19 protein-coding genes are annotated in these 23,669 nt (G+C 68.9%); 7 read left to right on the top strand and 12 right to left on the bottom strand.

What is annotated here, in order from left to right; translation table 11 throughout:
• The first annotated feature begins 4 nt into the window (after nt 1-4).
• Together carB and greA are read left to right on the top strand one after the other, a co-directional pair.
• On the top strand, nt 5-3,289 hold the full coding sequence (gene carB / locus ACFOGJ_RS20775; protein WP_379904143.1) for a carbamoyl-phosphate synthase large subunit: 3,285 nt from the start codon (nt 5-7) through the stop codon (nt 3,287-3,289).
• 218 nt (nt 3,290-3,507) lie between these two features.
• Nucleotides 3,508-3,981 (top strand): transcription elongation factor GreA, encoded by a 474-nt coding sequence (gene greA, locus ACFOGJ_RS20770; protein ID WP_379904141.1) that lies wholly within the window; start codon nt 3,508-3,510, stop codon nt 3,979-3,981.
• Between the two features lie 405 nt (nt 3,982-4,386).
• Here the strand turns inward: greA and ACFOGJ_RS20765 are convergent, their stop codons facing one another.
• Nucleotides 4,387-4,878, bottom strand: coding sequence for an Lrp/AsnC family transcriptional regulator (locus ACFOGJ_RS20765; RefSeq protein WP_379904139.1), 492 nt, complete (start codon nt 4,876-4,878; stop codon nt 4,387-4,389).
• Nucleotides 4,879-5,349: 471 nt separating this feature from the next.
• On the opposite strand from ACFOGJ_RS20765, the gene ACFOGJ_RS20760 reads away from it, so the two are divergent.
• From ACFOGJ_RS20760 to ACFOGJ_RS20750, 3 genes are all read left to right on the top strand, one after another.
• Complete coding sequence (locus ACFOGJ_RS20760; protein ID WP_379904137.1) at nt 5,350-5,949, top strand: cytochrome P460 family protein; 600 nt, start codon at nt 5,350-5,352, stop codon at nt 5,947-5,949.
• A gap of 9 nt (nt 5,950-5,958) precedes the next feature.
• Nucleotides 5,959-8,022, top strand: coding sequence for a hypothetical protein (locus tag ACFOGJ_RS20755; RefSeq protein ID WP_379904135.1), 2,064 nt, complete (start codon nt 5,959-5,961; stop codon nt 8,020-8,022).
• 125 nt (nt 8,023-8,147) lie between these two features.
• Entirely contained in the window at nt 8,148-10,100 is a 1,953-nt protein-coding gene (locus tag ACFOGJ_RS20750) for a hypothetical protein (protein WP_379904133.1), read from the top strand.
• A gap of 6 nt (nt 10,101-10,106) precedes the next feature.
• Here the strand turns inward: ACFOGJ_RS20750 and ACFOGJ_RS20745 are convergent, their stop codons facing one another.
• On the bottom strand, nt 10,107-11,378 hold the full coding sequence (locus ACFOGJ_RS20745; RefSeq protein ID WP_379904131.1) for an SLC13 family permease: 1,272 nt from the start codon (nt 11,376-11,378) through the stop codon (nt 10,107-10,109).
• Nucleotides 11,379-11,393: 15 nt separating this feature from the next.
• Complete coding sequence (locus tag ACFOGJ_RS20740) at nt 11,394-12,650, bottom strand: MFS transporter (RefSeq protein WP_379904129.1); 1,257 nt, start codon at nt 12,648-12,650, stop codon at nt 11,394-11,396.
• A gap of 166 nt (nt 12,651-12,816) precedes the next feature.
• Between ACFOGJ_RS20740 and ACFOGJ_RS20735 the strand changes: the two genes are divergently transcribed.
• On the top strand, nt 12,817-14,001 hold the full coding sequence (locus tag ACFOGJ_RS20735; protein WP_379904127.1) for an amidohydrolase family protein: 1,185 nt from the start codon (nt 12,817-12,819) through the stop codon (nt 13,999-14,001).
• Nucleotides 14,002-14,199: 198 nt separating this feature from the next.
• Here the strand turns inward: ACFOGJ_RS20735 and ACFOGJ_RS20730 are convergent, their stop codons facing one another.
• Nucleotides 14,200-14,727: a PAS domain-containing protein gene (locus ACFOGJ_RS20730; protein WP_379904125.1), complete on the bottom strand. Its 528-nt coding sequence runs from the start codon at nt 14,725-14,727 to the stop codon at nt 14,200-14,202.
• 122 nt (nt 14,728-14,849) lie between these two features.
• Nucleotides 14,850-15,431: a PAS domain-containing protein gene (locus tag ACFOGJ_RS20725; protein ID WP_379904123.1), complete on the bottom strand. Its 582-nt coding sequence runs from the start codon at nt 15,429-15,431 to the stop codon at nt 14,850-14,852.
• 62 nt (nt 15,432-15,493) lie between these two features.
• Between ACFOGJ_RS20725 and ACFOGJ_RS20720 the strand changes: the two genes are divergently transcribed.
• Entirely contained in the window at nt 15,494-16,807 is a 1,314-nt protein-coding gene (locus ACFOGJ_RS20720; RefSeq protein ID WP_379904121.1) for a class I SAM-dependent methyltransferase, read from the top strand.
• 299 nt (nt 16,808-17,106) lie between these two features.
• On the opposite strand, the gene ACFOGJ_RS20715 is transcribed toward ACFOGJ_RS20720, so the two are convergent.
• The 7 genes from ACFOGJ_RS20715 to ACFOGJ_RS20685 all read right to left on the bottom strand — a co-directional run bounded on the left by ACFOGJ_RS20715 (nt 17,107) and on the right by ACFOGJ_RS20685 (nt 23,669).
• Nucleotides 17,107-17,580, bottom strand: coding sequence for a MarR family winged helix-turn-helix transcriptional regulator (locus ACFOGJ_RS20715; protein WP_379904119.1), 474 nt, complete (start codon nt 17,578-17,580; stop codon nt 17,107-17,109).
• Nucleotides 17,570-18,271 (bottom strand): ABC transporter ATP-binding protein, encoded by a 702-nt coding sequence (locus ACFOGJ_RS20710; RefSeq protein WP_379904117.1) that lies wholly within the window; start codon nt 18,269-18,271, stop codon nt 17,570-17,572. Before ACFOGJ_RS20710 ends, ACFOGJ_RS20715 begins: the two co-directional genes overlap by 11 nt.
• Nucleotides 18,272-18,299: 28 nt before the next feature.
• Entirely contained in the window at nt 18,300-19,100 is an 801-nt protein-coding gene (locus tag ACFOGJ_RS20705) for an ABC transporter ATP-binding protein (RefSeq protein ID WP_379904115.1), read from the bottom strand.
• Nucleotides 19,097-20,971: an ABC transporter permease gene (locus ACFOGJ_RS20700; protein WP_379904113.1), complete on the bottom strand. Its 1,875-nt coding sequence runs from the start codon at nt 20,969-20,971 to the stop codon at nt 19,097-19,099. Before ACFOGJ_RS20700 ends, ACFOGJ_RS20705 begins: the two co-directional genes overlap by 4 nt.
• Before the next feature lie 158 nt (nt 20,972-21,129).
• Nucleotides 21,130-22,341, bottom strand: coding sequence for an ABC transporter substrate-binding protein (locus ACFOGJ_RS20695; protein ID WP_379904111.1), 1,212 nt, complete (start codon nt 22,339-22,341; stop codon nt 21,130-21,132).
• Between the two features lie 162 nt (nt 22,342-22,503).
• Nucleotides 22,504-23,088 (bottom strand): amino acid synthesis family protein, encoded by a 585-nt coding sequence (locus ACFOGJ_RS20690; protein ID WP_379904109.1) that lies wholly within the window; start codon nt 23,086-23,088, stop codon nt 22,504-22,506.
• Entirely contained in the window at nt 23,085-23,669 is a 585-nt protein-coding gene (locus ACFOGJ_RS20685) for an amino acid synthesis family protein (protein ID WP_379904108.1), read from the bottom strand. The genes ACFOGJ_RS20690 and ACFOGJ_RS20685 overlap by 4 nt, the downstream gene beginning before the upstream one ends.

The following is a 23,669-nucleotide window of genomic DNA, read 5'->3' as shown; positions in this document are numbered from 1 at the left end:
GCCGATGCCGCGTCGTACCGATATCAAGTCGATCATGGTGATCGGCGCAGGCCCGATCGTCATCGGCCAGGCCTGCGAGTTCGATTATTCCGGCACCCAGGCCTGCAAGGCGCTGCGGGAGGAGGGCTACCGGATCATCCTGGTGAACTCCAACCCGGCGACGATCATGACCGACCCGGAGATCGCCGACGCCACCTATATCGAGCCGATCACGCCGGAGATCGTCACCCGCATCCTGGAGAAGGAGCGCCCCGACGCGCTGCTGCCGACGATGGGCGGGCAGACCGCGCTGAACACCGCGATGGCGCTGCACAATGACGGCGTGCTGCAGCGGCTGGGGGTGGAACTGATCGGCGCCAGCAAGGCGGCGATCGAGATGGCGGAGGACCGCGACCTGTTCCGCCAGGCGATGGAGCGGATCGGCCTCGCCATGCCGCGCGCCACCATCGTCCATTCGATGGAGGAGGCGCGCGAGGCGCTGGACTTCGTCGGCCTGCCGGCGGTGATCCGGCCGTCCTACACCCTGGGCGGCACCGGCGGCGGCATCGCCTATAACCGCGAGGAATTCGACGCCACCGTCGCCCGCGGCCTGGAAGCCTCCCCCGTCAACGAGGTGCTCCTGGACCAGTCCGTGCTGGGCTGGAAGGAGTACGAGATGGAGGTGGTGCGCGACAAAAACGACAACTGCATCATCATCTGCTCGATCGAGAACGTGGACCCGATGGGCGTCCATACCGGCGATTCCGTGACGGTCGCCCCGGCGCTGACCCTGACCGACAAGGAATACCAGGTGATGCGCGACGCCTCGATCGCGGTGCTGCGCGAGATCGGGGTGGAGACCGGCGGCTCCAACGTGCAGTTCGCGGTGAACCCGGAAGACGGCCAGCTGGTGGTCATCGAGATGAACCCGCGGGTGTCGCGCTCCTCCGCCCTGGCGTCGAAGGCGACCGGCTTCCCGATCGCCAAGGTCGCCGCCCGGCTGGCGGTCGGCTACACCCTGGACGAGCTGCAGAACGACATCACCGGGGTCACGCCGGCCTCCTTCGAGCCGACGATCGACTATGTCGTCACCAAGATCCCGCGCTTCACCTTCGAGAAGTTTCCCGGCGCCGAGCCGCTGCTGACCACCGCGATGAAGTCGGTGGGCGAGGCGATGTCGATCGGCCGCACCTTCGCTGAGAGCCTGCAGAAGGCGCTGCGGTCGATGGAGACCGGCCTGTCCGGCCTCGACGAGGTCGAGATCCCCGGCGTGGTGAACGCCGACCCTGCGGCGCCGCTGACCGATGACGACCGCGAGGCGGTGATCGCCGCCCTGGCGCGGCCGACCCCGGACCGCATCCTCACCATCGCGCAGGCCCTGCGCCTGGGCCTGCCGGAGGACCAGGTGGCGGCGGCCTGCAAGTACGAGCCCTGGTTCATCCGCCAGATCGCCGCGATCGTGGAGGTGGAGACCGGGCTGCGCGCCGACGGCCTGCCGACCGAGCCGGGGGCGCTGCGCGCGATCAAGGCGATGGGCTTTTCCGACGCCCGCCTGGCGAAACTGACCGGTTCCGACGAAGCACGGATTGCCGCCGACCGCCGGGCGCTGGGCGTGCGGCCGGTGTTCAAGCGCATCGACACCTGCGCCGCGGAGTTCGCGTCCGACACCCCTTATCTCTATTCCTGCTACGAGAACGCGATCTCCGGCCCGCCGGAATCGGAGGCGGAGGTCAGCGACCGCAGGAAGATCATCATCCTGGGCGGCGGCCCGAACCGGATCGGCCAGGGCATCGAGTTCGACTATTGCTGTGTCCATGCCGTCTATGCGCTGCGCGATGCCGGCTATGAGACGATCATGGTCAACTGCAATCCGGAGACCGTCTCCACAGACTACGACACCTCCGACCGGCTGTATTTCGAGCCGCTGACCCTGGAGGATGTGCTGGAGATCGTCGCCGAGGAGCAGAAGGCCGGCACCCTGCTGGGCCTGATCGTGCAGTTCGGCGGCCAGACGCCGCTGAAGATCGCGCGCGGCCTGGCGGAGGCCGGCGTGCCGATCCTGGGCACCAGCCCGGATGCCATCGACCTGGCGGAGGACCGCGAGCGATTCCAGCGCCTGCTGGCGGAACTGGACCTGAAGCAGCCGCCGAACGGCATCGCGCGCTCGCAGGAAGAGGCCTACCGGGTGGCGGAGCGGATCGGCTATCCGCTGGTGATCCGGCCGTCCTACGTGCTGGGCGGCCGCGCCATGGAGATCGTCCGCGACCCCGCCCATCTGGAGCGCTACATGACCCAGGCGGTGCTGGTCTCCGGCACCTCGCCGGTGCTGCTGGACGGCTATCTCTCCGACGCCATCGAGGTCGATGTCGACTGCCTGGCCGACGGTACCGACACCATCGTCGCCGGCGTGATGGAGCATATCGAGGAGGCGGGCATCCATTCCGGCGACAGCGCCTGCTCCCTGCCGCCCTATTCGCTGCCCGAGCATGTCGTCGCCGGCATCGTCGAGCAGTCCGAGGCGCTGGCGAAGGCGCTGCAGGTCTGCGGCCTGATGAACGTGCAGTACGCGGTGCAGGGCGAGGATATCTACATCCTGGAGGTCAATCCCCGGGCCTCCCGCACGGTACCGTTCGTGGCGAAGGCGGTCGGCCAGCCGATCGCCAAGATCGCCGCCCGCGTGATGGCCGGCGAGCGGCTGACCGAGCTGGCGCCGGACATCCGCAAGCCCGACCATGTGGCGGTGAAGGAGGCAGTCTTCCCCTTCGCCCGCTTTCCCGGGGTCGACATCATCCTGGGGCCGGAGATGAAGTCGACCGGCGAGGTGATGGGCCTGGACCGCGACTTCGCACGGGCCTTCGCCAAGGCACAGCTGGCGGCCGGCACGATCCTGCCGCGGGCCCCGGAAGGCGGCGGCCGGCCGCGCAAGGTCTTCATCTCGGTGAAGGACGCCGACAAGCGGGCGATCGCCGACTCGGCCGCAACCTTGGTGGAGCTTGGCTTCGCGGTGGTCGCCACCGGCGGCACGGCACGCTTCCTGCGCCAGCAGGGCCTGCAGATCGAGCAGGTCAACAAGGTGATGGAGGGACGCCCCCATATCGTCGACCTGATGAAGAACGAGGATGTGGTGCTGGTGATCAACACCTCCGAGGGTGCGCAGGCGATCGCGGACAGCTTCACCCTGCGCCGCACGGCGCTGATGAACCGCATTCCCTACTTCACCACGGTGGCGGGTGCACGGGCCGCGGTGCAGGCCATTGCGGCGACCAACGAGAGCCAGCTTGAAGTCAACCCGCTGCAATCCTATTTTTGAAGCTTCGTGAGCGGCGCTTCCGCGCCGTAACCTGTGTTCAGCCGGGAGCACGTGCGGACGGCGGGGGAAACCCTTCCGGACGGTCGGGCACCGGCGGCCGTCCCCGGCTCGGCCTTCCGGGTCGTTCCCCCGAAGCCTTTGCAGCATGCCGGACCCATGGCCCGGACAGCCTGTATCAGCCGGCGCCGGTACGATTTGTCTACGCAGTTGGTGGACCGATGGAAAAGATCCCGATGACCGCGAGCGGGTACGAGCGGCTACAGAGCGAATTGAAGACCCTGAAGTCGGTCGAGCGACCGGCCGTGATCCAGGCGATCTCCGAGGCCCGCGAACATGGCGACCTGTCGGAGAATGCCGAGTATCACGCCGCCAAGGAGCGGCAGGGCTGGATCGAGACGCGGGTCGTGGAGCTTGAGGACAAGCTCGCCCGTGCCGACGTCATCGACGTCAGCGTGCTGTCCGGCGATTCCGTGAAGTTCGGCGCCACCGTGCTGCTGGCGGACGAGGATACCGACGAGGAGAGCGAGTACCAGATCGTCGGCGCCGACGAGTCCGACATCAAGTCGGGCCGGCTGTCGATCACCGCGCCCCTGGCCCGTGCCCTGATCGGCAAGACCGTCGGCGATTCCGTCGAGGTGAACACCCCCGGCGGGACCAAGGCCTACGAGATCGTCTCGGTCAGCTACAGGTAGCGGGCCGACGGTCAGCATTGCCGTCGCCCTCGGGCTAGCCCCTACGCGATTCACATATCTCTTCTCTTCGACGCGCCTCCCTGCTGCCGTCGCCCTCGGGCTTGACCCGAGGGGCATGACGGGACAGGGACGCTGCGCAACTTCGCCGTCTTGCCACGATCCTCGGCTCGGGGGCCGAGGATGACGGCAATAAGGTAGGACCGCAGGGCTGATCTGGTTCCGCTGACGAGATGTGTGAATGCCGAGGGGCCTGACCCGAGCGCCGCGACCGGGACCGTGCCGCCGCGCGCCTTCGCCGTACCGTTACGGTCCTTGGGTCAGGCCCAAGAACGACGGCGGCAGTGAGGGCGCGTCGACGAATGTGCGGTAACGACGGCGAAGCTGTCCGGTCCCGGCCGCCTGCCCTCACGCCCCTTCCGCGTCGTCCTCCGGCATCGGCACGCCGGGATCGGCCTTGCTGGTGCGGATCGCCAGCGAGGTGCGGACATGCGCCACGTTCGGCGCCGCGGTCAGGGACTTGGTCAGGAAGGTCTGGTAGGCGTCCCAGTCCTCGGCCACGATCTTCAGGATGAAGTCGACCTCGCCGGCGAGCATGTAGCATTCCCGCACCAGCGGCCAACCGGCGACCCGCTTCTCGAACGCCACCAGGTCCTGTTCCGCCTGGCTGGTCAGGCCGACCATGGCGAACACGGTAACGCCATAGCCCAGCATCTCCGCGTTCAGGTCAGCATGATAGCCGCGGATGAAGCCGGCCTCCTCCAGCGCCCGCACCCGGCGCAGGCAGGGCGGCGCGGAGATGCCGACCCGGCGAGCCAGTTCGACATTGGTCATCCGCCCGTCCGCCTGCAGATGGGCCAGGATCTGCCTGTCGATATCGTCAAGCTTCACGCGCTGCATGGATCGTCCTGAAGCTCCCTGCCGCTGCACCGCCGCCCGGCAACTGTGAAATATAATTTCGCCTTTGAATAATATTATGTCGCGGGATGGTCCAGGGAAATGATGATTGCATCCGAGGCGAGGTGTGGCATCGGCCAGGGCATCGCTTGGATACCGGAGGCTGGATGATCGGCATGGGCATTGCAGTCGGGCGGGTGATCGCCGGTCTGGTGATCACGGCCGGCCTGGCGGCGGCCCTCCCCGCAATCGCGCAGGACGCAATCACGCAGGACACCGGCGCGCGGGATGCCGGCAACCCGGATGCGCGGATCGCGGCCTGCCCGGCCTGGCGTCCCCTGCCGATGACGCCCACGGATCCTGAACTGTGCCGCCGGCTGGGGGTGACGGCGCGCCGCCCCGGCGACCTGCCGCCGCTGGAGGCGCAGGAGGCGATCGCAGGCTTCATCCGCAATTTCTGCCACCGCGACACGGATGCCGGTTGGGTGCGCGACAAGACAGTGCGATACCGGTCCCTTCTTCACCACCCTGGACGGCCTGTCGTGGACCAGCCACGACCTCAGCACCCATGCGCCGGTGGTGATCTGGTACTCGCCGGAAGCGGCGGAATGGGTGCGCGGCCATCGCGGCATGGCAGAAGAGGAATCGGACATCCCCTCGCCGCCGGTTCCCGACGGCGCCATGCTGGTGAAGGAGATGTATCCCGCGCCGGCCGTGCGCTGCGCCGGCAACGACCCGCTTCACCTGATGCCGCTCGGCGGTAGCGCATTGATGGTGCGCGACAACTCCGCGGTGCAAGACGGCTGGTACTGGGGCTGGTTCGGCTGGGACGGCTGGTCGCCCGACTACCCGGCCGACCAGGCCACCAACCCGCCGCAGAACATGGGCTTCGGGCCGTACTGCCTGAACTGCCACGCTTCGGCCCGTGACAACATGACCTTTGCGGCCCGCCGCAACATGCAGGGCGAGAAGGGGCGGCTGCAGAGCTACCTGATCCAGTATGTCGAGGCGTCGCAGCAGCAGGTCCCGGACGTCCGCCATGCCCTGCCCGCCCTGCCGAAGGAGCGCGAGTAGCGCCTGGGCATGCCGCACACGGGCTATTCCGGTGCCTTCCTCGATGCCTTCCCGCACAGCCTGCTGGGCGGTGCGGCGCCGGGCTGGGACAATGTGCCCCGCATGCCGTCCAGCAGCTACGACAATGTCTGGATGCCGGCCGGCCCACCGGACGGCCATGGCCAGTTCCTGACCTCCACGCAGTGCCTGGGCTGCCATTCCGGCGGCGCCACCTGGCGGCAATACGCCATGACCCTGCCGTCGGGAGAGGGATCGCGCTTCATCGACATCTCCCCCTACGGCACCTGGGTTTCCTCCCCCATGGGCCTGGCCGGGCGCGACCCGTTCTTCTTCGCCCAGCTGGCCAGCGAAACGCAGAGCTTCCACCCGGAAGAGGCGGCGCTGGTGGCAGACACCTGCCTGGGCTGCCACGGGGTGATGGGACAGCGCCAGCATGCCATCGACCGGATGCTGCGGGGCGAGGATTGCGGCAGCTTCGGCCGCCACCTTGTGGACGCCGCCCCCTGGCCTGCCGACAACCCGCTGGCCGCGATGGCGGAAGCCCAGGCGGACGCCCCGCGCAATGCCTGCGTGCAGGCGCGGCGGGCGCAGCTCAATCCCGGCATGACCGGCTTCGCCGCCACCTTCACCGGCAGCTTCCTGCTGGGCCCGGCCGACCGCCTGGCCGGCCCCTACGCGGCGCCGAAGACCTGGCCGATGCAGAAGGCGCTGGGCATCACCCCGGTGCACGACCCCAATATCCGGGAATCCGAGGTCTGCGGCACCTGCCACACCATCCACCTGCCGGTGCTGCATGAAGGCAGGACCCTGGCGCATGTCTACGAGCAGACGACCTATGCGGAATGGGCGTTCAGCGGCTACCGCACCGGCACCTCGCCCGACGGGCCGCTGCCGGAAGGGGCCGGGCCGCGCGCCCGGAGCTGCCAGGGCTGCCACATGCCGGACACCGACGAGGCGGGGCGGAAGCTGCGGACCAAGATCGCCAGCATCCAGGAATATTCCTCCTACCCCGCGACCGCCTTCATTGCCGCGCCGGAGGAGATCGACCTGCCGGCGCGCGACGGCTTCGCGAAGCACAGCCTGGTCGGCGTCAACCTGTTCCTGACCACCCTCGCGCAGCAGTTCCCGGAGATCCTGGGCCTGCGCAGCTTCGACACCACGGTCGGCGACCATGCCATCGCGCCGCTGCTGGTGACGGAGAAGGCGATGCTGCAGCAGGCGGCGGACGCCACGTCGAAGGTCACGGTCGCGCCGCCGACGGTACAGGACGGCCGCCTGCGGACGGAGGTGCAGGTCAGCAACCTGGCGGGCCACAGCCTGCCTTCCGGCGTCGGCTTCCGCCGCGCCTTCCTGTCCTTCGAGGTCCTGGACCAGAACGGCGCGCTGCTCTGGGCCTCGGGCCGGACGGATGCCGCCGGGCGGCTGGTCGATGCCGCCGACCGCCCGCTGGAGGGCGAGGTCTGGTGGACCGACGATCGCAGCGCCCGGACCCAACCGGAGGCGCGCCTGCACCAGCCGCATTTCCAGAGCATCGACCGCCAGGACCAGGCCCAGGTCTACCAGGACCTGTCGGCCGCGCCGCCCCGGACCGCGGGTCAGCAGGGCGCCGCACCGCAATGCGGCGAGGGGGTGGTGCCGGCCGGGCCGCTGACCACCAGCTTCCTGTCGCTCTGCGCCACGGTGAAGGACAACCGCCTGCCGCCGCACGGCCTGCTTCCGAAAGCGCAGCGGGCCGCCATCGCCGCGGCTTTGGGCGCCGGTCCCGACCTGGCGGCCGCGCTGGACCCCGTCGGGGTGGGCGACGATCCCGACTACGGCGACGGCCAGGGCCGCGACCGGATCGTCTATGACGTGCCGATGTCGGCCCTGGCGGGCGTGCCGGCGACGGTCCGGGCGCGGCTGTACTACCAGGCGACCCCGTCCTACTACCTGCAGGACCGGTTCTGTACCGCCACGGGCGCCGACCGCGACCGGCTCTATTTCCTGGCCGGCCATGCCAACCTGGACGGCACCGCCATCGAGGATTGGAAGCTGGCGATCGGCGACAGCGGCAGGGTGACGGTGCCGCGCTGACGGGCAGGCCGCCGCGGCCCGAGGCCCGCGGCGCCTTGCCCATGGACACCCGCGGCGCCGGGTGTTACGCCGGAATCGATCCGGCCGGACGGCCGCCCCTTTCCCAATCTTCGGCGACCCGCGCGATGACCCTCGCCATCGAGACCTACAGCAACCCCAACCTCCGCCAGGGCTGGCGCCCCGGCAACAATTTCGGCGGCAGCACCCTGTTCAAGGCTCTGGGCCATCCGAAGACGGCGGCGGCGGGACGCGCCCTGGTGGCGCAGCTGCGCGGCCTGGGGTGCATCGCGGTCTACGATCCGGAGCCGCAGCCGGCCGCGGCCCATGTCGACGCCTTCTTCGACCTGGCGTCATGCGACATTGCCGGCGTCTTCGTGCAGCGGCTGGAAGATGTCGGCGACCGCCGGCTGGGCCATGCGGCACGGCCGGTGACCGACCTGGCGGCCGCCGGCGTCGACGGCATCCTGGTCACCGCGTTCGACGCGGCGGCGCATGAACGCCAGCTGCGCGCCCTGGTGGGCGAGGATCTGCCGATCCTCACCCTGGACGGGATGCGGCTGCCCGATGCCTGGCTGAGCAACGACCGGCGCTATCTGGACCCGCTCAACTTCGCGACCAATTTCGCCCTGATCCGCGACGAGGGCGGCCGATTCACCCGCCTGACCGGTGCCAACTACTGGGGCCTGTACGGCGCCGGCAATGCCGCGCTGTGGTGCGCCGCCTTCGACGCCGACGGCAGCTGCCTGGCGGAATGGGAGGAGGCCCTGCCTGCCCCGGGCGCCGCCTTCACCCTGGACAGCCGGGAGATCCGGTCCCGCTTCGGGCTTCCGCCCTTCACCGGCAGCCTGTTCCTGCATGCCCTGCGGGTGGCGGGCCACGACGTGGTGAAATACGCGCTGGACGTGATGAGCGCCGATGGCAGCCAGCTCAGCTGCACCCACGACGCCAATGCCTGGCCGGCGGACCTCTATGCCGGGGTGCCGGCGCCCGAGGATGGCGAGCGCCTGACCCTGCTGGTGCAGAACAGCCATCCGGTGGCGATCCCACCCGGCGCGGTCGGCGCCAGCCTGATGGGCAGCGACGCGGTGGCCTGGCACCCGGCCGGGGTGCCGCCCTTCGGCACGGCCGAGCTGGACCTCGGCGCCCTGCTGCCGGAGGCCCGCTATCCGCAGCAGATCGAGATCCATGCCGGCCGCTACTTCGTCCGCCCGCGCTACGAGACGGTGACCGGCAATGCGCGGGTGCGCATCGCCCATGCCAATGTGGAGCGCACCGACCTGGAGGACGATCCCGACCTGCCGGGGCTCGCCCCCGTGATGGGCAAGGGCTTCATCCTGCCGCTGCCGGTGCTGCCGCATGCCGCCTTCGCCTCCAGCCTGCTGCCGACGCCGATGGCGACCTGCCAGGCCGACCTGCCGGTGACGGCGGCGCTGCACGCGCCGGACGGGCGGGTGCTTGACGAACGCTTCCTGGGCCGGATCCCGCGCGACAGCTCCGCCACGGTGGAGGCCGGTGCCTGGCTGGCGGAGCTGGCCGATGGCGCAGACACCGCATGGGGCCATGTGGAGTTCCGCTACGACTTCCGCGACGGCGGCGCCGGCGACGGCTGGCTGCATGCGCTCGGCCGCTATACCCAGGCGGACAGCGGCCATGCGGCGGAGACCATCTTCGGCGCGCATATCTACAACACGGTCGCGGTCTATCGCGACGAGCCGCAGAGCTACAGCCACCGGCCGCCGGGGCTGACCACCCGGCTGTTCCTGCGGCTGGGGCCGGCGCCGATGCGCACCCTCTGCCACCTGATCTATCCGGCCTCCACCCCCTGGCACCCGCTGTCGCGCACGCAGCTGACCCTGGTCGACGGCGGCGGCAGGCACATGGCCAGCCACGAGGTGCGGATCGCCTGCAACGGCTCACTGTTCTGGTATGTGGACGAGGTCTTCACCGCGCAGGAACTGGCGGCCGCCGGGCCCGCCGCCTGGGTGCAGGTGCGCGATGCGACCTGCCGCCTGTTCGGTTTCCATGGCCTGCAGAACGGCGATACCAGCTTCTGCCTGGACCATATGTTCGGCTTCTGAGGCGCCTCAGCCCAGGGCGTCGCGTACCGGCCCGTCGAGCAGCAGGATCCAGCCCGCCGTCAGCAGGGTGGAGACGATGCCGATCGGCAGCACCGCCAGGGTGAAGCGGCTGAAGCCGATCGACGGGCCGCGCAGCCGCTCCGCCATCTGCAGCACGATCACGTTGCTGGCGGCGGAGATGATGAAGACATTCCCCGCCAGGGTGGACACGGCCGCCAGCATCATCAGGTTGGCGGTGGAGAAGCCCGTCAGCAGCTTCAGGTACATGTCGACCAGGGGCACGTTGGAGAAGACCTGGGAGCCGGCGAAGGCGATCGCCGCGGTCACCGGCGGCTCCGTCATCCGGTCGCGCAGGTCGCCCAGCAGCGCCTGCAGCGATCCCGACTGCACCAGCGCCCCGGTGACCACGAACATCGCCACGAAGAAGACCAGGGTCGCCCAGTCCAGGTGCAGGAAGGTCTGCCGCCGCCCCCGCCCGAACAGGAACACCGGCAGGCAGGCGATCGCGGCGGCATAGCCCAGCGGGAAGCCGTAGTCGGGCGCGATGGCGGAGGCCAGGCTCTCCCCCACCACCAGCACCGCCAGCAGCACCACCGCGAGCACCGGCGGCCAGATCCGGCCGCCCTCCCCCGCCGCCAGGGCCGCGGGGCCCGACGGCGGCTCCGCCGCCGCGTCGGAATCAGGCGGCGTCAGACCGCGCGACAGCCACCAGACGGCGATCGCCAGCGAGACGATGGTCGGCACCAGCAGCCAGAGCAGGAAGGTCAGCACCGGAGCCGGCACCTGCCCGCTGGCGGCGATCAGCAGGTTCTGCGGATTGCCGATCGGCGTCGTCATGCTGCCAACCGTCACCGTCACGCAGAGGGCGATCAGGAACACCCTTGCATCGGTCCGGGTCTGGTGCGCCAGGACGAAGGCGATCGGCGTGCCGATGATCGCCGCCGCATCGTTGGTGACCACGGCGGAAAGCAGCGCGAAGATCAGGACGAAGGCCGCCATCGATGCGGTGGGCGAGCGCAGCAGTGCAAGCCGTTCCGCGATCCGCTGCGAGACGCCGCTGGTGAACAGCGCATGGCCGATCGCGAACACGCCGAACAGGTACAGGATGATGTTCCAGTCGATCGCGTCGAAGGCGTCGCGCGGCGAGATCTGGCCGGTGGCCAGCATCGCCACGGCCCCCAGGGCCATGACATGCCAGATGCGGATTGCCGGCGGCAGCCATTCGCGGACCGCGATGACGGCGAAGATTGCCAGCGATATCGCCAGGGCGACGGACATTGCCGAAGGCCCGCCTCAGGCCGCCGAGGACCGACCGTTCTGCCGGTCCTTCCCCAAGCCTTTCAGGGCATGTTCCGCCGTTTCCGGCATCGCGACGGCGAAGATCGCGGCACCCGCCAGCGCCACGGCAGCAAGGAAATAGAATGCCGTATCGTAGGAGGCGAGCTGCACGATCTCCTCCGCGATCAGGTTGGAGAGCGAGGCGCCGATCCCCACCAGGGTCGCCAGCGCCCCCTGTGCGACATTGAAATGGCCGCTGCCCTTGGTGGCGTCGGACACGATCAGCAGGAAGAGCACCGCAAAGATGCCGTTGGCGACCCCGTCCAGCGCCTGGATCGCCACCAGAAGCTCGGGCTGGTCGGTGGTGGTGTAGAGCAGGGCGCGCACCGGCAGGATCGCGAAGGCGGCCAGGAACAGCGGCTTGCGTCCCCAGCGGTCGGCGGTCCTCCCGCACAGCACGGCCATGCCGATCATGACGAACTGCGCGGCGATGATGCAGGCGGAGGTGAAGGCGATGCCGGTGCCGGTATCGCTGCCCGCCGACAGATTCTGGCTGACCAGCGGCAGCATCGCCGCATTGGCGAAATGGAACAGGAAGATCGACACCGCGAAGACCAGCAGGCGGCGGTCGCCGATAACGGTCCGGAAGCCGCCCGGGCTCTTGCGCTGCTCCGCGGCCGGTCCCGCCGCTACACCGCCGCGGGCCAGGTTGTCGTCGATCTGCGACGGCCGGATGCAGAGCACCGAGACGATCATGCCGATCGCCATCAGCGCGATCAGGAAGAACACGCCGTCGACGAAGCCCCAGAGGGCGAGGCCTGCCGCAATGCCGGCCGCGATGACGTTGCCGGCATGGTTCCAGGCCTGGTTGGCGCCGGTCTGCCGGGTGAACATCTCGCGCCCCACAACACCCAGGGTGATCGCCGCGATCAGCGGGCCGAGGAACGCCAGTGCCGCGCCCATCGTGCCCTGGGCGGCGAAGATCACGGTAGTGTTGTCGCTCAGCGGCAGCACCAGGGCGGCCAGGCCGACGGCCGACACGCAGGCCACCATCAAGGTCCGCTTGTGCCGGGTCCAGTCGATCAACGCCCCGGCCGGGGTCTGCATGATGACGGTCACGATGGTGCCCAGCGCCAGCGCGAAACCGATGTTCTGAGGCTCCCAGTGCAGCTGCGCGAGCAGGTAGATGGCGAGATAGGGACCGAAGCCGGCGGTGACGTCGCCGGCGAAGAAGTTCACCCCGAGCAGCGGCCTGTTCAGGCGTTCCGACATGGGATCTCCCACAGGTTGCGCAGCCGCCCATTTGAGCGACGGTCCTAAGGTACCGCGGACGGCCTGTCGACCCCGTGCCGTTGCACTGAATCCGCTGGCGCAGTTGTGTTAGTATACGAACGAAATGGTCAGGCTGGGCCGAGCCGGCCGGAACGGATCGCGGGGGATGAAGATGGCGGACAAGACCAAGCTGCTGGTGCGAAATATCGGGCTGATGCTCTCTGGCCGGCTGGAACAGCCGATCCTGGACGCCGACTGCATCCTGGCCGTCGACGGCAGGATCGCCGCGATCGGGCGGGAGAAGGACGTCGATGCCGAAGGCGCCGGCACCATCGTCGACGCCAAGGGCATCGCGCTGGCGCCCGGCCTGATCGACAGTCATGTGCATCCGGTGATCGGCGACTATACCCCGCGGCAGCAGCAGCTCAGCTGGATCGATTCCTGCCTGCATGGCGGCGTCACCACGATGATCTCCGCCGGCGAGGTGCACCTGCCCGGCCGGCCGAAGGACATTGTCGGGCTGAAGGCGCTCGCGATCGCCTCGCAGCGCTGGTACGAGAATTTCCGCCCCTCCGGCGTGAAGGTGCATGCCGGCGCTCCGGTGATCGAGCAGGGCATGGTGGAAAGCGACTTCAAGGAACTGGCCGAGGCCGGCGTGACCCTTCTGGGGGAGATCGGACTGGGCTCGGTGAAGGCCGGCGACACCGCCAAGGAGATGGTCGCCTGGGCGCGCAAGCACGGCATCCGCTCCACCATCCATACCGGCGGGCCGTCGATCCCGGGCTCCGGCCTGATCGACAAGGACGTCGTGCTGGAGGCCGATGCCGACATCATCGGCCATATCAACGGCGGCCATACCGCGCTGCCCGACGACCAGATCGTCTGCCTCTGCGAGCAGTGCAGCCGCGGCATCGAGCTGGTCCATAACGGCAACGAGCGGTCCGCGCTGCTGGCCCTGCGCACGGCGAAGGAGCTGAACCAGCTCGAACGCGTGATCCTGGGCACCGACGGCCCCGCCGGTTCAGGCGTGCAGCCGCTGGGCATCCTGCGGATGATCGCGCTGCTTTCCTCCCTGGGCGAGGTGAAGGCGGAGACCGCGTTCTGCTTCGCCACCGGCAACACCGCCCGCATGCGCGACCTGGACTGCGGGCTCCTGGAGGTCGGCAAGTCGGCCGACTTCGTGCTGCTGGACACCGCCCAGCACGCACCCGGAAAGACGATGCTGGAGTCCATCGAGCAGGGGAACCTGCCCGGCGTCGGCATGACGGTGATCGACGGCGTCATCCGCAGCGAGCGCAGCCGCAACACGCCGCCGGCGACCACCCTTCCGGAGATCGTTTCCGCCCCCTAGGCCATTCCCAGGTTTGTTGGAAAGCCGTCGTTCTCGGGCTTGACCCGAGAACCCATTCCGCCAACCGCTCTGAAGCCGCAAGGCTGGCGGAATGGATCCCGGCTCAAGGCCGGGATGACGATGGTGGTCGCGTCACCGCTTCCACCCAGGTTGGGAACGCTCTAGCAGATCCGCCCGGGACGGGCGGCTGCCGGACCTTCAGGGCGCGGCGACCCGGCACATGCGGCGCACAGCCGCCGCCTCCGGCAGCACGGGCAGGCTGTCAGGTTCGGTGCCGTCCTCGAAGGTCTGCACCGCCAGCAGGCGGGTCACGGCGCCGTCCGTGGCGTAGGGCATGACCACCCGCCAGGTCGCCAGGGTCAGGCCGTCCTGCGGCCGGCGGTACCGGTCCTCCAGATGGATCGGCCGCCGGTCGGCGACAGCCTGCCGGTAGTGGGCCTCGATCATGCGGCCATAGTCGGTTTCGCCGTACAGGTCGCGCACGGTCAGGCCGCGCAGGTTCCGCCCCGCCAGCTGCTGCAGATCCTCGCCGACCACGCGGTAGACGAAGCTGTCGCCAGCCGGCTCCAGGAGCATGATGTTGGGCACCAGCGCCGGGACGAGGAACGGTTTGATGGCACTCACGGACGGACAGCCGCCGTCGCTGCCGCCGCTGAACCAGGCCTTCAGGAGCGGCTGCACCAGGTCCGGCTGGACCTCGCCGATCGCGACTTCTTCGAGGCTCATGTCTTGCTGTCTGTTGCGGAATGCACTTCTGCCCGGCGTCGTGCACCTTGCGCCGGCTGCCAGGACAGGGTCGGGCGCGAGCCGCAATCTGCGCGATTGCGACGGCCGGATCGATACGCCGTTCAGCGTAGAACAGCCCCATCCGGCCCGGTGCCGGCTGTCTTCTCACTCTCCGCCTGCGGCGCCCTGACCCGGAACACGGTCCGCGACAGCAGCTGCGGCTCCAGGATCGTCACGCCGCCGACCGGTTCCAGCCCTTCCGCGACCTGATAGGCCAGGAGACGGGTGACCCTCCCACCATCGGCATAGGGCATCACGATGCGCCGCGCGGAAAGGGTCAGCCCGTCCTCCGGGCGACGGAAATCGTGCACCGAATAGAGCGGTGCCCGATCGGCAATGGTCCGGCGGAACTGCTCCTCGATCAGGCGCGCATAGTCGGTATCGCCCATGAATTCCTGCACGGACTTGCCGCGCAGGTCCTGCCCGACCAGCTGCCGGATCGCATCCCCGATCAGACGGTAGATGAACCTATCGCCATCGACCTCCAGGAGGATAGCATTGGGCAGCAGGGTCGGTGCCAGGAACGGGTCGAGAGCGGCTGCCGGGGGATAGTCGCGCGCGCCCTTCTGACGGTACCAGGCCGCGAGCAGGGTCTGGAAGGAAGCTGGATGTATCTCGGCGATGCCGATCTCTTCGATGTTCATGCACTGACCGTCTTGGCGGCGCCGCATCCCGCCATCTACTCCGAAGACGCACGGCCGGACCGGTGACCGGCGCACGCGACAGCCGGCGGATCGCCGCCGCCACGGCGATTCTGTCCCATCTTGCGGGCAAGATCGATACCCCGTTCAGCGTACAATTGTGGGATGGCAGCCTGGTGCCGCTCGGCCCCTCCGCCGACGGCCGCTACCGGATCGTGATCGACGATCCGGGCACCCTGGGCGCGCTGCTGCGGCGGCCGAGCATGGAGACCCTGGCGCGGCTCTACGCCACTGGCCGGATCGATTTCCGCGGCGCCGACCTGATCACCCTGATCGAGGCGGCGCGCGCGAAGAAGGTGCGGCTGAAGCTGCGCGACCTGCGCGCCTTCTGGCTGCTGCGGCGCGCCCTGCCGCTGCTGACGGCGCCGGCGCCGGCGGCACGGCCCGACCACAGCTTCGCCGGCGACGAGACCGGCCGCGACCTGTCGCGGCGCGACGAGAAGGCCTTCATCCAGTTCCACTACGATGCCGGCAACGACTTCTACGCCCTCTTCCTCGACCCGGAGATGCAGTATTCCTGCGGCTATTTCACCGCCTGGGAGAACGACATCGCGCAGGCGCAGGCCGACAAGCTGGACATGATCTGCCGCAAGCTGCGGCTCCAGCCGGGCGAGCGTTTCCTTGACATCGGCTGCGGCTGGGGCGGCCTGCTCTGCCATGCCGCCCAAAACTACGGGGTGCAGGCGCATGGCGTCACCCTGTCGCAGGCGCAGGCCGATTTCGCGCGCGCCAAGGTGGCGCGGCTGGGCCTGGCCGACCGGGTGACCATCGAGCTGAAGCCCTACGAGGCGCTGGAGGGCGAATATGACAAGATCGCCTCCATCGGCATGTACGAGCATGTCGGCATTGCCAACTACCCGGCCTATTTCGGCAAGCTGAACGGCCTCCTGCGCGACCGCGGCCTGCTGCTGAACCACGGCATCACCCGCCGCGCCAAGGCGAGCGCGCGCCGCTTCCGGAAGATCCGGCCGGAGAACCGGCTGATCCGCAAGTACATCTTCCCCGGCTCCGAGCTCGACCATATCGGCCATACCCTGGAATCGATGGAGGCCCGCGGCTTCGAGGTCCACGACGTGGAGGGCTGGCGGGAGCATTACGCCATGACCCTGCGCCACTGGCACAAGCGCCTGGGCGAGAACGAGGAAGCGGCCGTCGCCCTGGTGGGACGGGAGAAGTACCGCATGTGGATCGCCTACCTGGCCGGCGTCGCCATCGGCTTCCAGGATGGCAGCTTGCGGATCTACCAGGTGGTCGCCAGCAAGCACCGCGCGAAGGGCGGCCAGGGCCTGCCGCCGACCCGGGCGGACCTGTACCGGTAGAGGGCGCAGTTTCCACACCGCTCGTCACCGTCGGGCTTGTCGCCCTGGGCTCCGATTGGGCATGGCTGATTTCGGACAAGAGTTGCGAGAAAACGCCGGCTCGAAGGGGGGGCTCCAACCGTCGTCACTGCCGGACTTGTTCCGGCAGTCCATCGCTCGGCCAGCCTCGATCGTGCAGGCAAGCCCCCCAGGCCGTTGGGCAGCGGAACCATGGACCCGCGGATCAAGTCCGCGGGTGACGATTTCGAAAAACGAAGGAGACCGATGCCGCGTCATTGGCGACACCGAAAGCCGGCCCCCTACTCCGACAGCTTCTCCAGCAGGGCGCAGAGCTGGCGGCGTTCCGCGGGCGAGAGCGGTGCCAGGGTCTTCTCGGTGATCTCGCGGCCGGCCGTGTGCAGGGCCGACACCATGGCCTCCGCCTCCGGCGCCAGGCTCAGCAGGGTGCGGCGGCGGTCCTCAGGGTCGGTGGTGGCTGTCACCAGGCCGCGGGCCTTGAGCCGGTCGACCACACCCTTGATGGTGGCGACGTCCACGGCGATCAGGCGGCCCAGGAAGTTCTGCGAGCAGGGACCGGCTTCCGCCAGCTTCACCAGGGCGGAGAACTGGGTCGGCGTCAGACCGAGCGGAATGGTCTGGGCGAAAATGGCCGTGTGCCGTTGATGCGCCTTGCGCAGCAGGAAGCCGACCTGGAGGTCGAGGCGGTAGCCCGGCCCATCGTCGGCCTCCGGCGGCGGGCGCCGCGGCAGCGCCGCTGCAGGCTCAGAGGGCAAGGTATTTCTGCCGCACCTCGGGATGCGCCTCCAGGTCGTCGAAGGTGCCTTCGTACATCACATGGCCCTTCTCGATGATATAGGCGCGGTCGCAGACCAGCTTCGCGAAATGCAGGTTCTGTTCGGACACCAGGACCGACAGGCCCTCCCGCTTCAGGGTGGTGATCGCCTTCGCCATCTGCTCCACGATCACCGGCGCGATCCCCTCCGACGGCTCGTCCAGCAGCACCAGCCGCGGATTGCCCATCAGGGTGCGGGCGATGGTCAGCATCTGCTGTTCGCCGCCGCTCATCTGCCGGCCCAGGTTCTGCGCCCGCTCCCGCAGGTTGGGGAACAGCTCGAACAGCTTCTCCGTGGTCCATTGCGGCGCGCCGTCGCGCGCCCGCTGCCGGCCGACCTCCAGATTTTCCATGATCGTCAGGTCGCCGAAGATCCGCCGTTCCTCCGGCACATAGCCCAGGCCGGAGCGGGCGATCCGGTGCGGCGGCGCGCGGGAGATATCGCGGCCCTCGAAATGCACGCTGCCACTGTCGCAGCGGACCAGGCGCATGATCGACTTGATGGTCGTCGACTTGCCCGCGCCGTTGCGCCCCAGCAGCGCCACCACCTCGCCCGGCCGCACGTTCAGGGAGACGTCGTAGAGGATATGCGCGCGGCCGTAGAAGGCGTTGATACCCCGGACCTCAAGCATGTTCCCGCCCCCAGGCATGGTCCCCGGCTCAGACATGCTCCGCCTCCCCCGCGCCATGCCCGAAGGTCGTGCCGCCGCCCAGATAGACCTCCTGGACATGCGGGTCTGCGCGAACTTCCTCCGCCGTGCCCTGCGCGATCAGCTGGCCGCGGGCCAGCACCATCACCCGGTGGGAATGGGCAAAGACGACATCGACATCATGCTCGGTGAACAGCACGCTGACCCCCTGGTCGCGGACGATCCCCGCCGTCAGCTTCATCAGCTCGATCCGCTCCTGCGGCGCCATGCCGGCGGTGGGTTCGTCCATCAGCAGCAGCCGCGGCTCGTTCGCCAGCGCAATCGCCAGCTCCATCCGCTTCAGGTCGCCATAGGCCAGGATGCTGGCGGCGCGGTCGGCCTGCTCCGCCATGCCCACCGTCTCCAGCAGTTCCAGCGCCCGGTCGCGGTACAGCGCGCGGGCCAGCCGCGTCGGGTTGAAGATGCGGCGGTTGTGGGAGATCAGCGCCATCTGCACATTCTCCGCCACCGTCATCGACGGATAGGTGGCGGTGATCTGGAAAGTGCGCCCGACCCCCAGGCGCCAGATCTCCCGCGGCCGCAGCCCGACCAGTTCCCGCCGCTCGCCGTCGGCGCCACGGAAGGCGATCGAGCCGCGGTTCGGCGACAGCTGGCCGCTGATCATGTTGAAGCAGGTGGTCTTGCCGGCGCCGTTCGGGCCGATCATCGCCAGCAGCTCGCCCGGCGCGAGGGCGAAGGAGACGTCGCGCACCGCATCGACGCCGCCGAACGACTTGGAAAGGTTGCTGACCTCCAGTACCGCCTCGGTCATGCCCGTTCCTCCCGTCCGCGCAGGCCGAGGCGCATGGCCAGCCGTTCCAGCCCGCCGGCAATACCCTCCGGCGCGATCACCACCACGGCGATGATCGCCAGGCCCAGGCACAGACGCCAATATTCGAACCGCGACAGCCAGTCCTCCAGCAGGGTGAAGGCACCGGCGCCGACGAACGGTCCGGACAGGTTCTGCACGCCGCCGAAGAACACCATGATGATGGCATCGAAGGAACGCGCGATCTCCAGCTCGGTGGGAAAGGCGCTGCCCTTGGAGAAGACGAACAGCGTGCCGGCCAGGCCGGCCATCACGCCGGCGAAGGTGAAGGCCGCCCAGCGGACATGGCGGGCGTTGATGCCGGTGGCCTCCGCCCGCAGCTCCGAATCCCTGGTGCCGCGCAATGCATAGCCGAAGGGCGAATGGGTGACATGGCGCAGCAGGATGATGCCGCCCGCCCCCAGCACCAGGACCAGATAGTAGTAGACGAAGGTGGAGGAGGCCCAGTCCGACGGCCAGATGTTCAGCAGGCCGTCATCGCCGCGGGTCACCTCCGTCCACTGGAAGGCGATCGACCAGAGCAGTTGCGAGAAGGCCAGGGTCAGCATCGCGAAATAGACGCCGGTCAGGCGAATGCAGAACCAGCCGATGATGATCGCCAGCAGGCCCGCCAGAAGCGGCGCCAGCAAGAGCGCGAGTTCCATCGGCGCCTGGGCATAGGTGACCAGCAGCGCGCCGGCATAGACGCCGCCGCCGTAGAAGGCGGCATGGCCGAAGGAGACAAGGCCGCCGGTCGACAGGATGAAATGCAGGCTGGCGGCGAACAGGCTGAGCACGACGATGTCGATCATCAGCACCAGCAGGTAGCGGTCGCCGAGAAACGGCAGCACCGCCAGGGCCACCAGCAGCAGGCCCCAGAGCAGCTTGCCCGTGGTGCCGGCCGGGCGGATCGGCCGTTGCGGCGAACCCTGCTGGCCATGCTCCCCCGGCCGCTCCTCGCGCCCGAACAGGCCGTAGGGCCGGGTGATCAGGACGATCGCCATCACCACGAACATCAGGACAAGGGTGCTGGAAGGCAGGTAGCGCACGCCGAACACGTTCACGACCGAGATGATCGCCGCGGCGACGAAGGCGCCCTTGAGGCTGCCCATGCCGCCGATCACGACCACGACGAAGATCGCCGCCAGGATGTTGAAGTCCATCAGCAGGTCTGCGCCGCCCTTCGGCAGCTGCAGCGCGCCGCCCAGGCCCGCCAGCGCGGAACCCAGCATGAAGATGCCGGTGAACAGCCAGGACTGGTTGACCCCCAGCGCGCCGACCATCTCCCGGTCCTGGGTTGCCGCGCGCACCAGCACGCCGATCCGGGTGCGCTGCATCAGCAGACCCAGGCCGACCAGGACCAGCAGCGCGACCACGATCAGCGCCACGTCATATTCGGTGACGATGCCGTCGCCGATGCGGATGATCCCCTTCAGGCCCGGCGCACGCGGGCCCAGCAGGTCCTCCGGCCCGAACACCATCAGCGCCAGGTCCTGGATCACCAGGATCACGCCGAAGGTCGCGACCAGCTGGAACAGCTCCGGCGCGCGATACACCGGGCGCAGCACCAGGATCTCGATCACCAGGCCGACGATCGCGACGCCGATCGCGGCGACGAGGACGGAGAACCAGAAGCCGAAGATGCCGTCGAAACCGGCATTCTCCATCGCCAGGACGATGAAATAGGCGAAATAGGCGCCGAGCATGTAGAGCGACCCGTGAGCGAAATTCACCACGCGGGTCACGCCGAAGATCAGCGACAGGCCGGCCGCCACCAGGAACAGCGCCGCGGCATTGCCCAGTCCCCCCAGGATCTGGGCGATGAAGAACCCCATACCGCAATCACCTCCGCGATGGGCCGTCCGGGCAGGGCGGCCGGCCCCGGGTTGCGCCCGCCCCTCGCGCCGGGCTGCGGCCCGGTGCGACGCGGCAGGCTGCCCTCCCCCGCGGCCGCCAGGGCCGCGGGGGAAGACGGATCAGACGGAACGGAGGCTCACTCCGCCGGGCGGCGCTGCTTCACCACCTCGTCCGACGGCAGGTAGTCGGCGCCGTCGAAATACTCCCAATCGACCATGATGCCGCTGCCGTCGACGAGCTTCGTCTTGCCGACCCAGGCGCCCATCGTCGACTGGTTGTCGATCTCGCGGAAGGTGATCGGGCCCATCGGGCTGTCGAAGGTCAGGCCTTCCATCGCCTGGCGCAGGGCCTCGGTGTCGGTGGAGCCGGCCTTTTCCAGCGCCGCCTGCACCGCCAGCATGGTGTTGTAGCCGACGATCGAACCGATCCGCGGATCCTCGCCCCAGCGCTCCTGGTACGCCTTGACGAAGGCGTCATGCGCCGGGTCCTTGATGTCGTACCAGGGATAGCCGGTCACCAGCCAGCCTTCCGGCGCCTCGTCCTTCAGCGGCAGCAGGTAGTCCGGCTCGCCGGTCAGCAGGCTGACCACGGTCTTGTCCTCGAACAGGCCGCGGATCGTGCCCTCGCGCACGAACTTGGCCAGGTCGGGGCCGAAGGTGACGTTGAAGATGCCGTCGACATTGGCGGCGTTCAGCGCCTGCACCTCGGCGGTGGCGTCGATCTTGAACAGGCCCGGCCACTGCTCGGCGACGAACTCCACCTCCGGGTTCGCCTCCTTCAGCAGCTGCTTGAAGGACGCGACCGCCTCCTTGCCGTAGGCATAGTTCGGCGCGATCGTCGCCCAGCGCTTGGCGCCGCTCTTCGCGGCGATATCGGCCAGCATGGCCGACTGCATGTACGTCGAGGCCCGCAGCCGGAAGGTGTAGGGATTGCCGCTTTCCCAGACCATGGAATCGGCCAGCGGCTCGGAGGCCAGGAACAGCTTCTTCTTCTGGTCGGCATAGGACGCGACCGCCAGGCCGACATGGGACAGGAAGCCGCCGGTCAGCATCACCACGTTCTCGCGGTCGAACAGCTCCTCGGCGATCTTCACCGCCTCGCCCGGATCGCCCTTGTCGTCGCGGGTGATGAACTCGATCGGCCGGCCGCCAAGCACGCCGCCGGCAGCGTTGATCTGCTCCACCGCCAGTTCGGCACCGTAGCGCGCCGGCACCGCGAAGGCCGCCATCCGCGAATAGCTGTTGAAATCGCCGATCTTGACCGGGTCGGCGGCCTGTGCGCCCGGCGCGAACGCCGTCACCGCGGCGAATGCGGCGGCGGCCACCCCGGTCGCCAGTTTCGTCATCATCCCCATTCTTCCATCTCCCGTTCTGGACTTCGGTCCGTCGGACCCCGTCACGACATGCTGACCTGTCGCCTCTCTGCAGGGCCTGCCATCGGCAGGCCCCGGCAACGCCGGTGCACCGGCGTTCCCCCGCTTTCCACCCGCCGTCTGCGCGGCGGTTGAATCCTATCGCAGGCCGTCCTCGCCCTTGATCTCGTCGACCGTCAGGCCGCCGACCCGCGGCAGCGGCCGGCCGGAATCGGTGACCGCGATCGCGACCATGATCTCGTTCGCCCGCGGCGCATCGTTCAGGCAGACCTCCATCCCGTCGAAATGCGACCGGACATAGGCGGCGTGCTTGTGGCCCAGCGGGATATCCAGGCGTTGGCCCGGCCCGCCGATCTTCTTCGACGAGGGCACCAGGGCGGCGCCCTTCTCCACCTCCGCGCGCAGCGGCTTGCCCATGCGCGGATGCAGGATCGCGGCGGCATGCTCCAGCTCGCCGTTCTCGCCGACCATTGCAGCCTTACCGTAGCTTTCCGCCTGGCCCGGCGCGATGCCCAGTGCCTCGACGCAGCGGCGGCCCAGCAGGCCGCCCAGCTCCTCGCCGATCTGCATCAGCAACTCCAGGTCGTCGACATACTTGCCGGCGAAAGGATTGGCGATCACCGCCACCGCGGCCGCCTTGCGGGTCGGCGGCACGATCTCCCGCCCCATCTCTCGATGGGTTTCCTCCACCAGCACGGCAATCTTGCGGATCTCGGCCTTCATCGCAGCCCGTCCTCCCCCTTCACCTCGGATGCCTTCAGCCCGCCGACCCGGGCATGGATGCGCTGGCCGGTGGTCATCACCAGGATCAGCGCCATCTCGTCCGCCCGCGGCGCGTCGGCCATGCTGACCTCCATCGCGTCGAAATGGCTGCGCACATAGGACGCGTTGATATGCGTCACCGGCACGTCGAGCCTTGTGCCCGGGGCGCCGACCTTCTTCGTCGAAGGCACGATCGCGGCGGCATTGCCCAGCGCCTCGCGCATGGCGTAGCCGCCCGGCACGTGCCACAGCGCGCCATGCTCCAGTTCCCCCGCGGTGCCGACGATGGCGCCCTTGCCATAGCCCTCGACCGCCTTCGGGTCACCGCCCAGCCGGTCGATCAGGAGCTTCGCCATCTGCAGACCCAGCGGCTTCAGGTCCTCCATGAAGCCGGCGATCTCTTCGACATAGCGGCCGGCGAAGGGGTTCGCGATCACCGACACCGCGGCGGCGCGGCGCAGCGGCACCTCCGCCGGCGGGCCGCCTTCGTGGAAGATCTCCTCCACCACCGACAGGGTCTTGCGGATCACGACATCGGGCAT

The organism is Marinibaculum pumilum (genome assembly GCF_042646425.1).
Taxonomy (GTDB): Bacteria; Pseudomonadota; Alphaproteobacteria; order Ferrovibrionales; family Ferrovibrionaceae; genus Marinibaculum; species Marinibaculum pumilum.
Note: the sequence above shows the minus strand (reverse complement) of the source record. Positions and strands in the feature narration are given on the sequence as shown.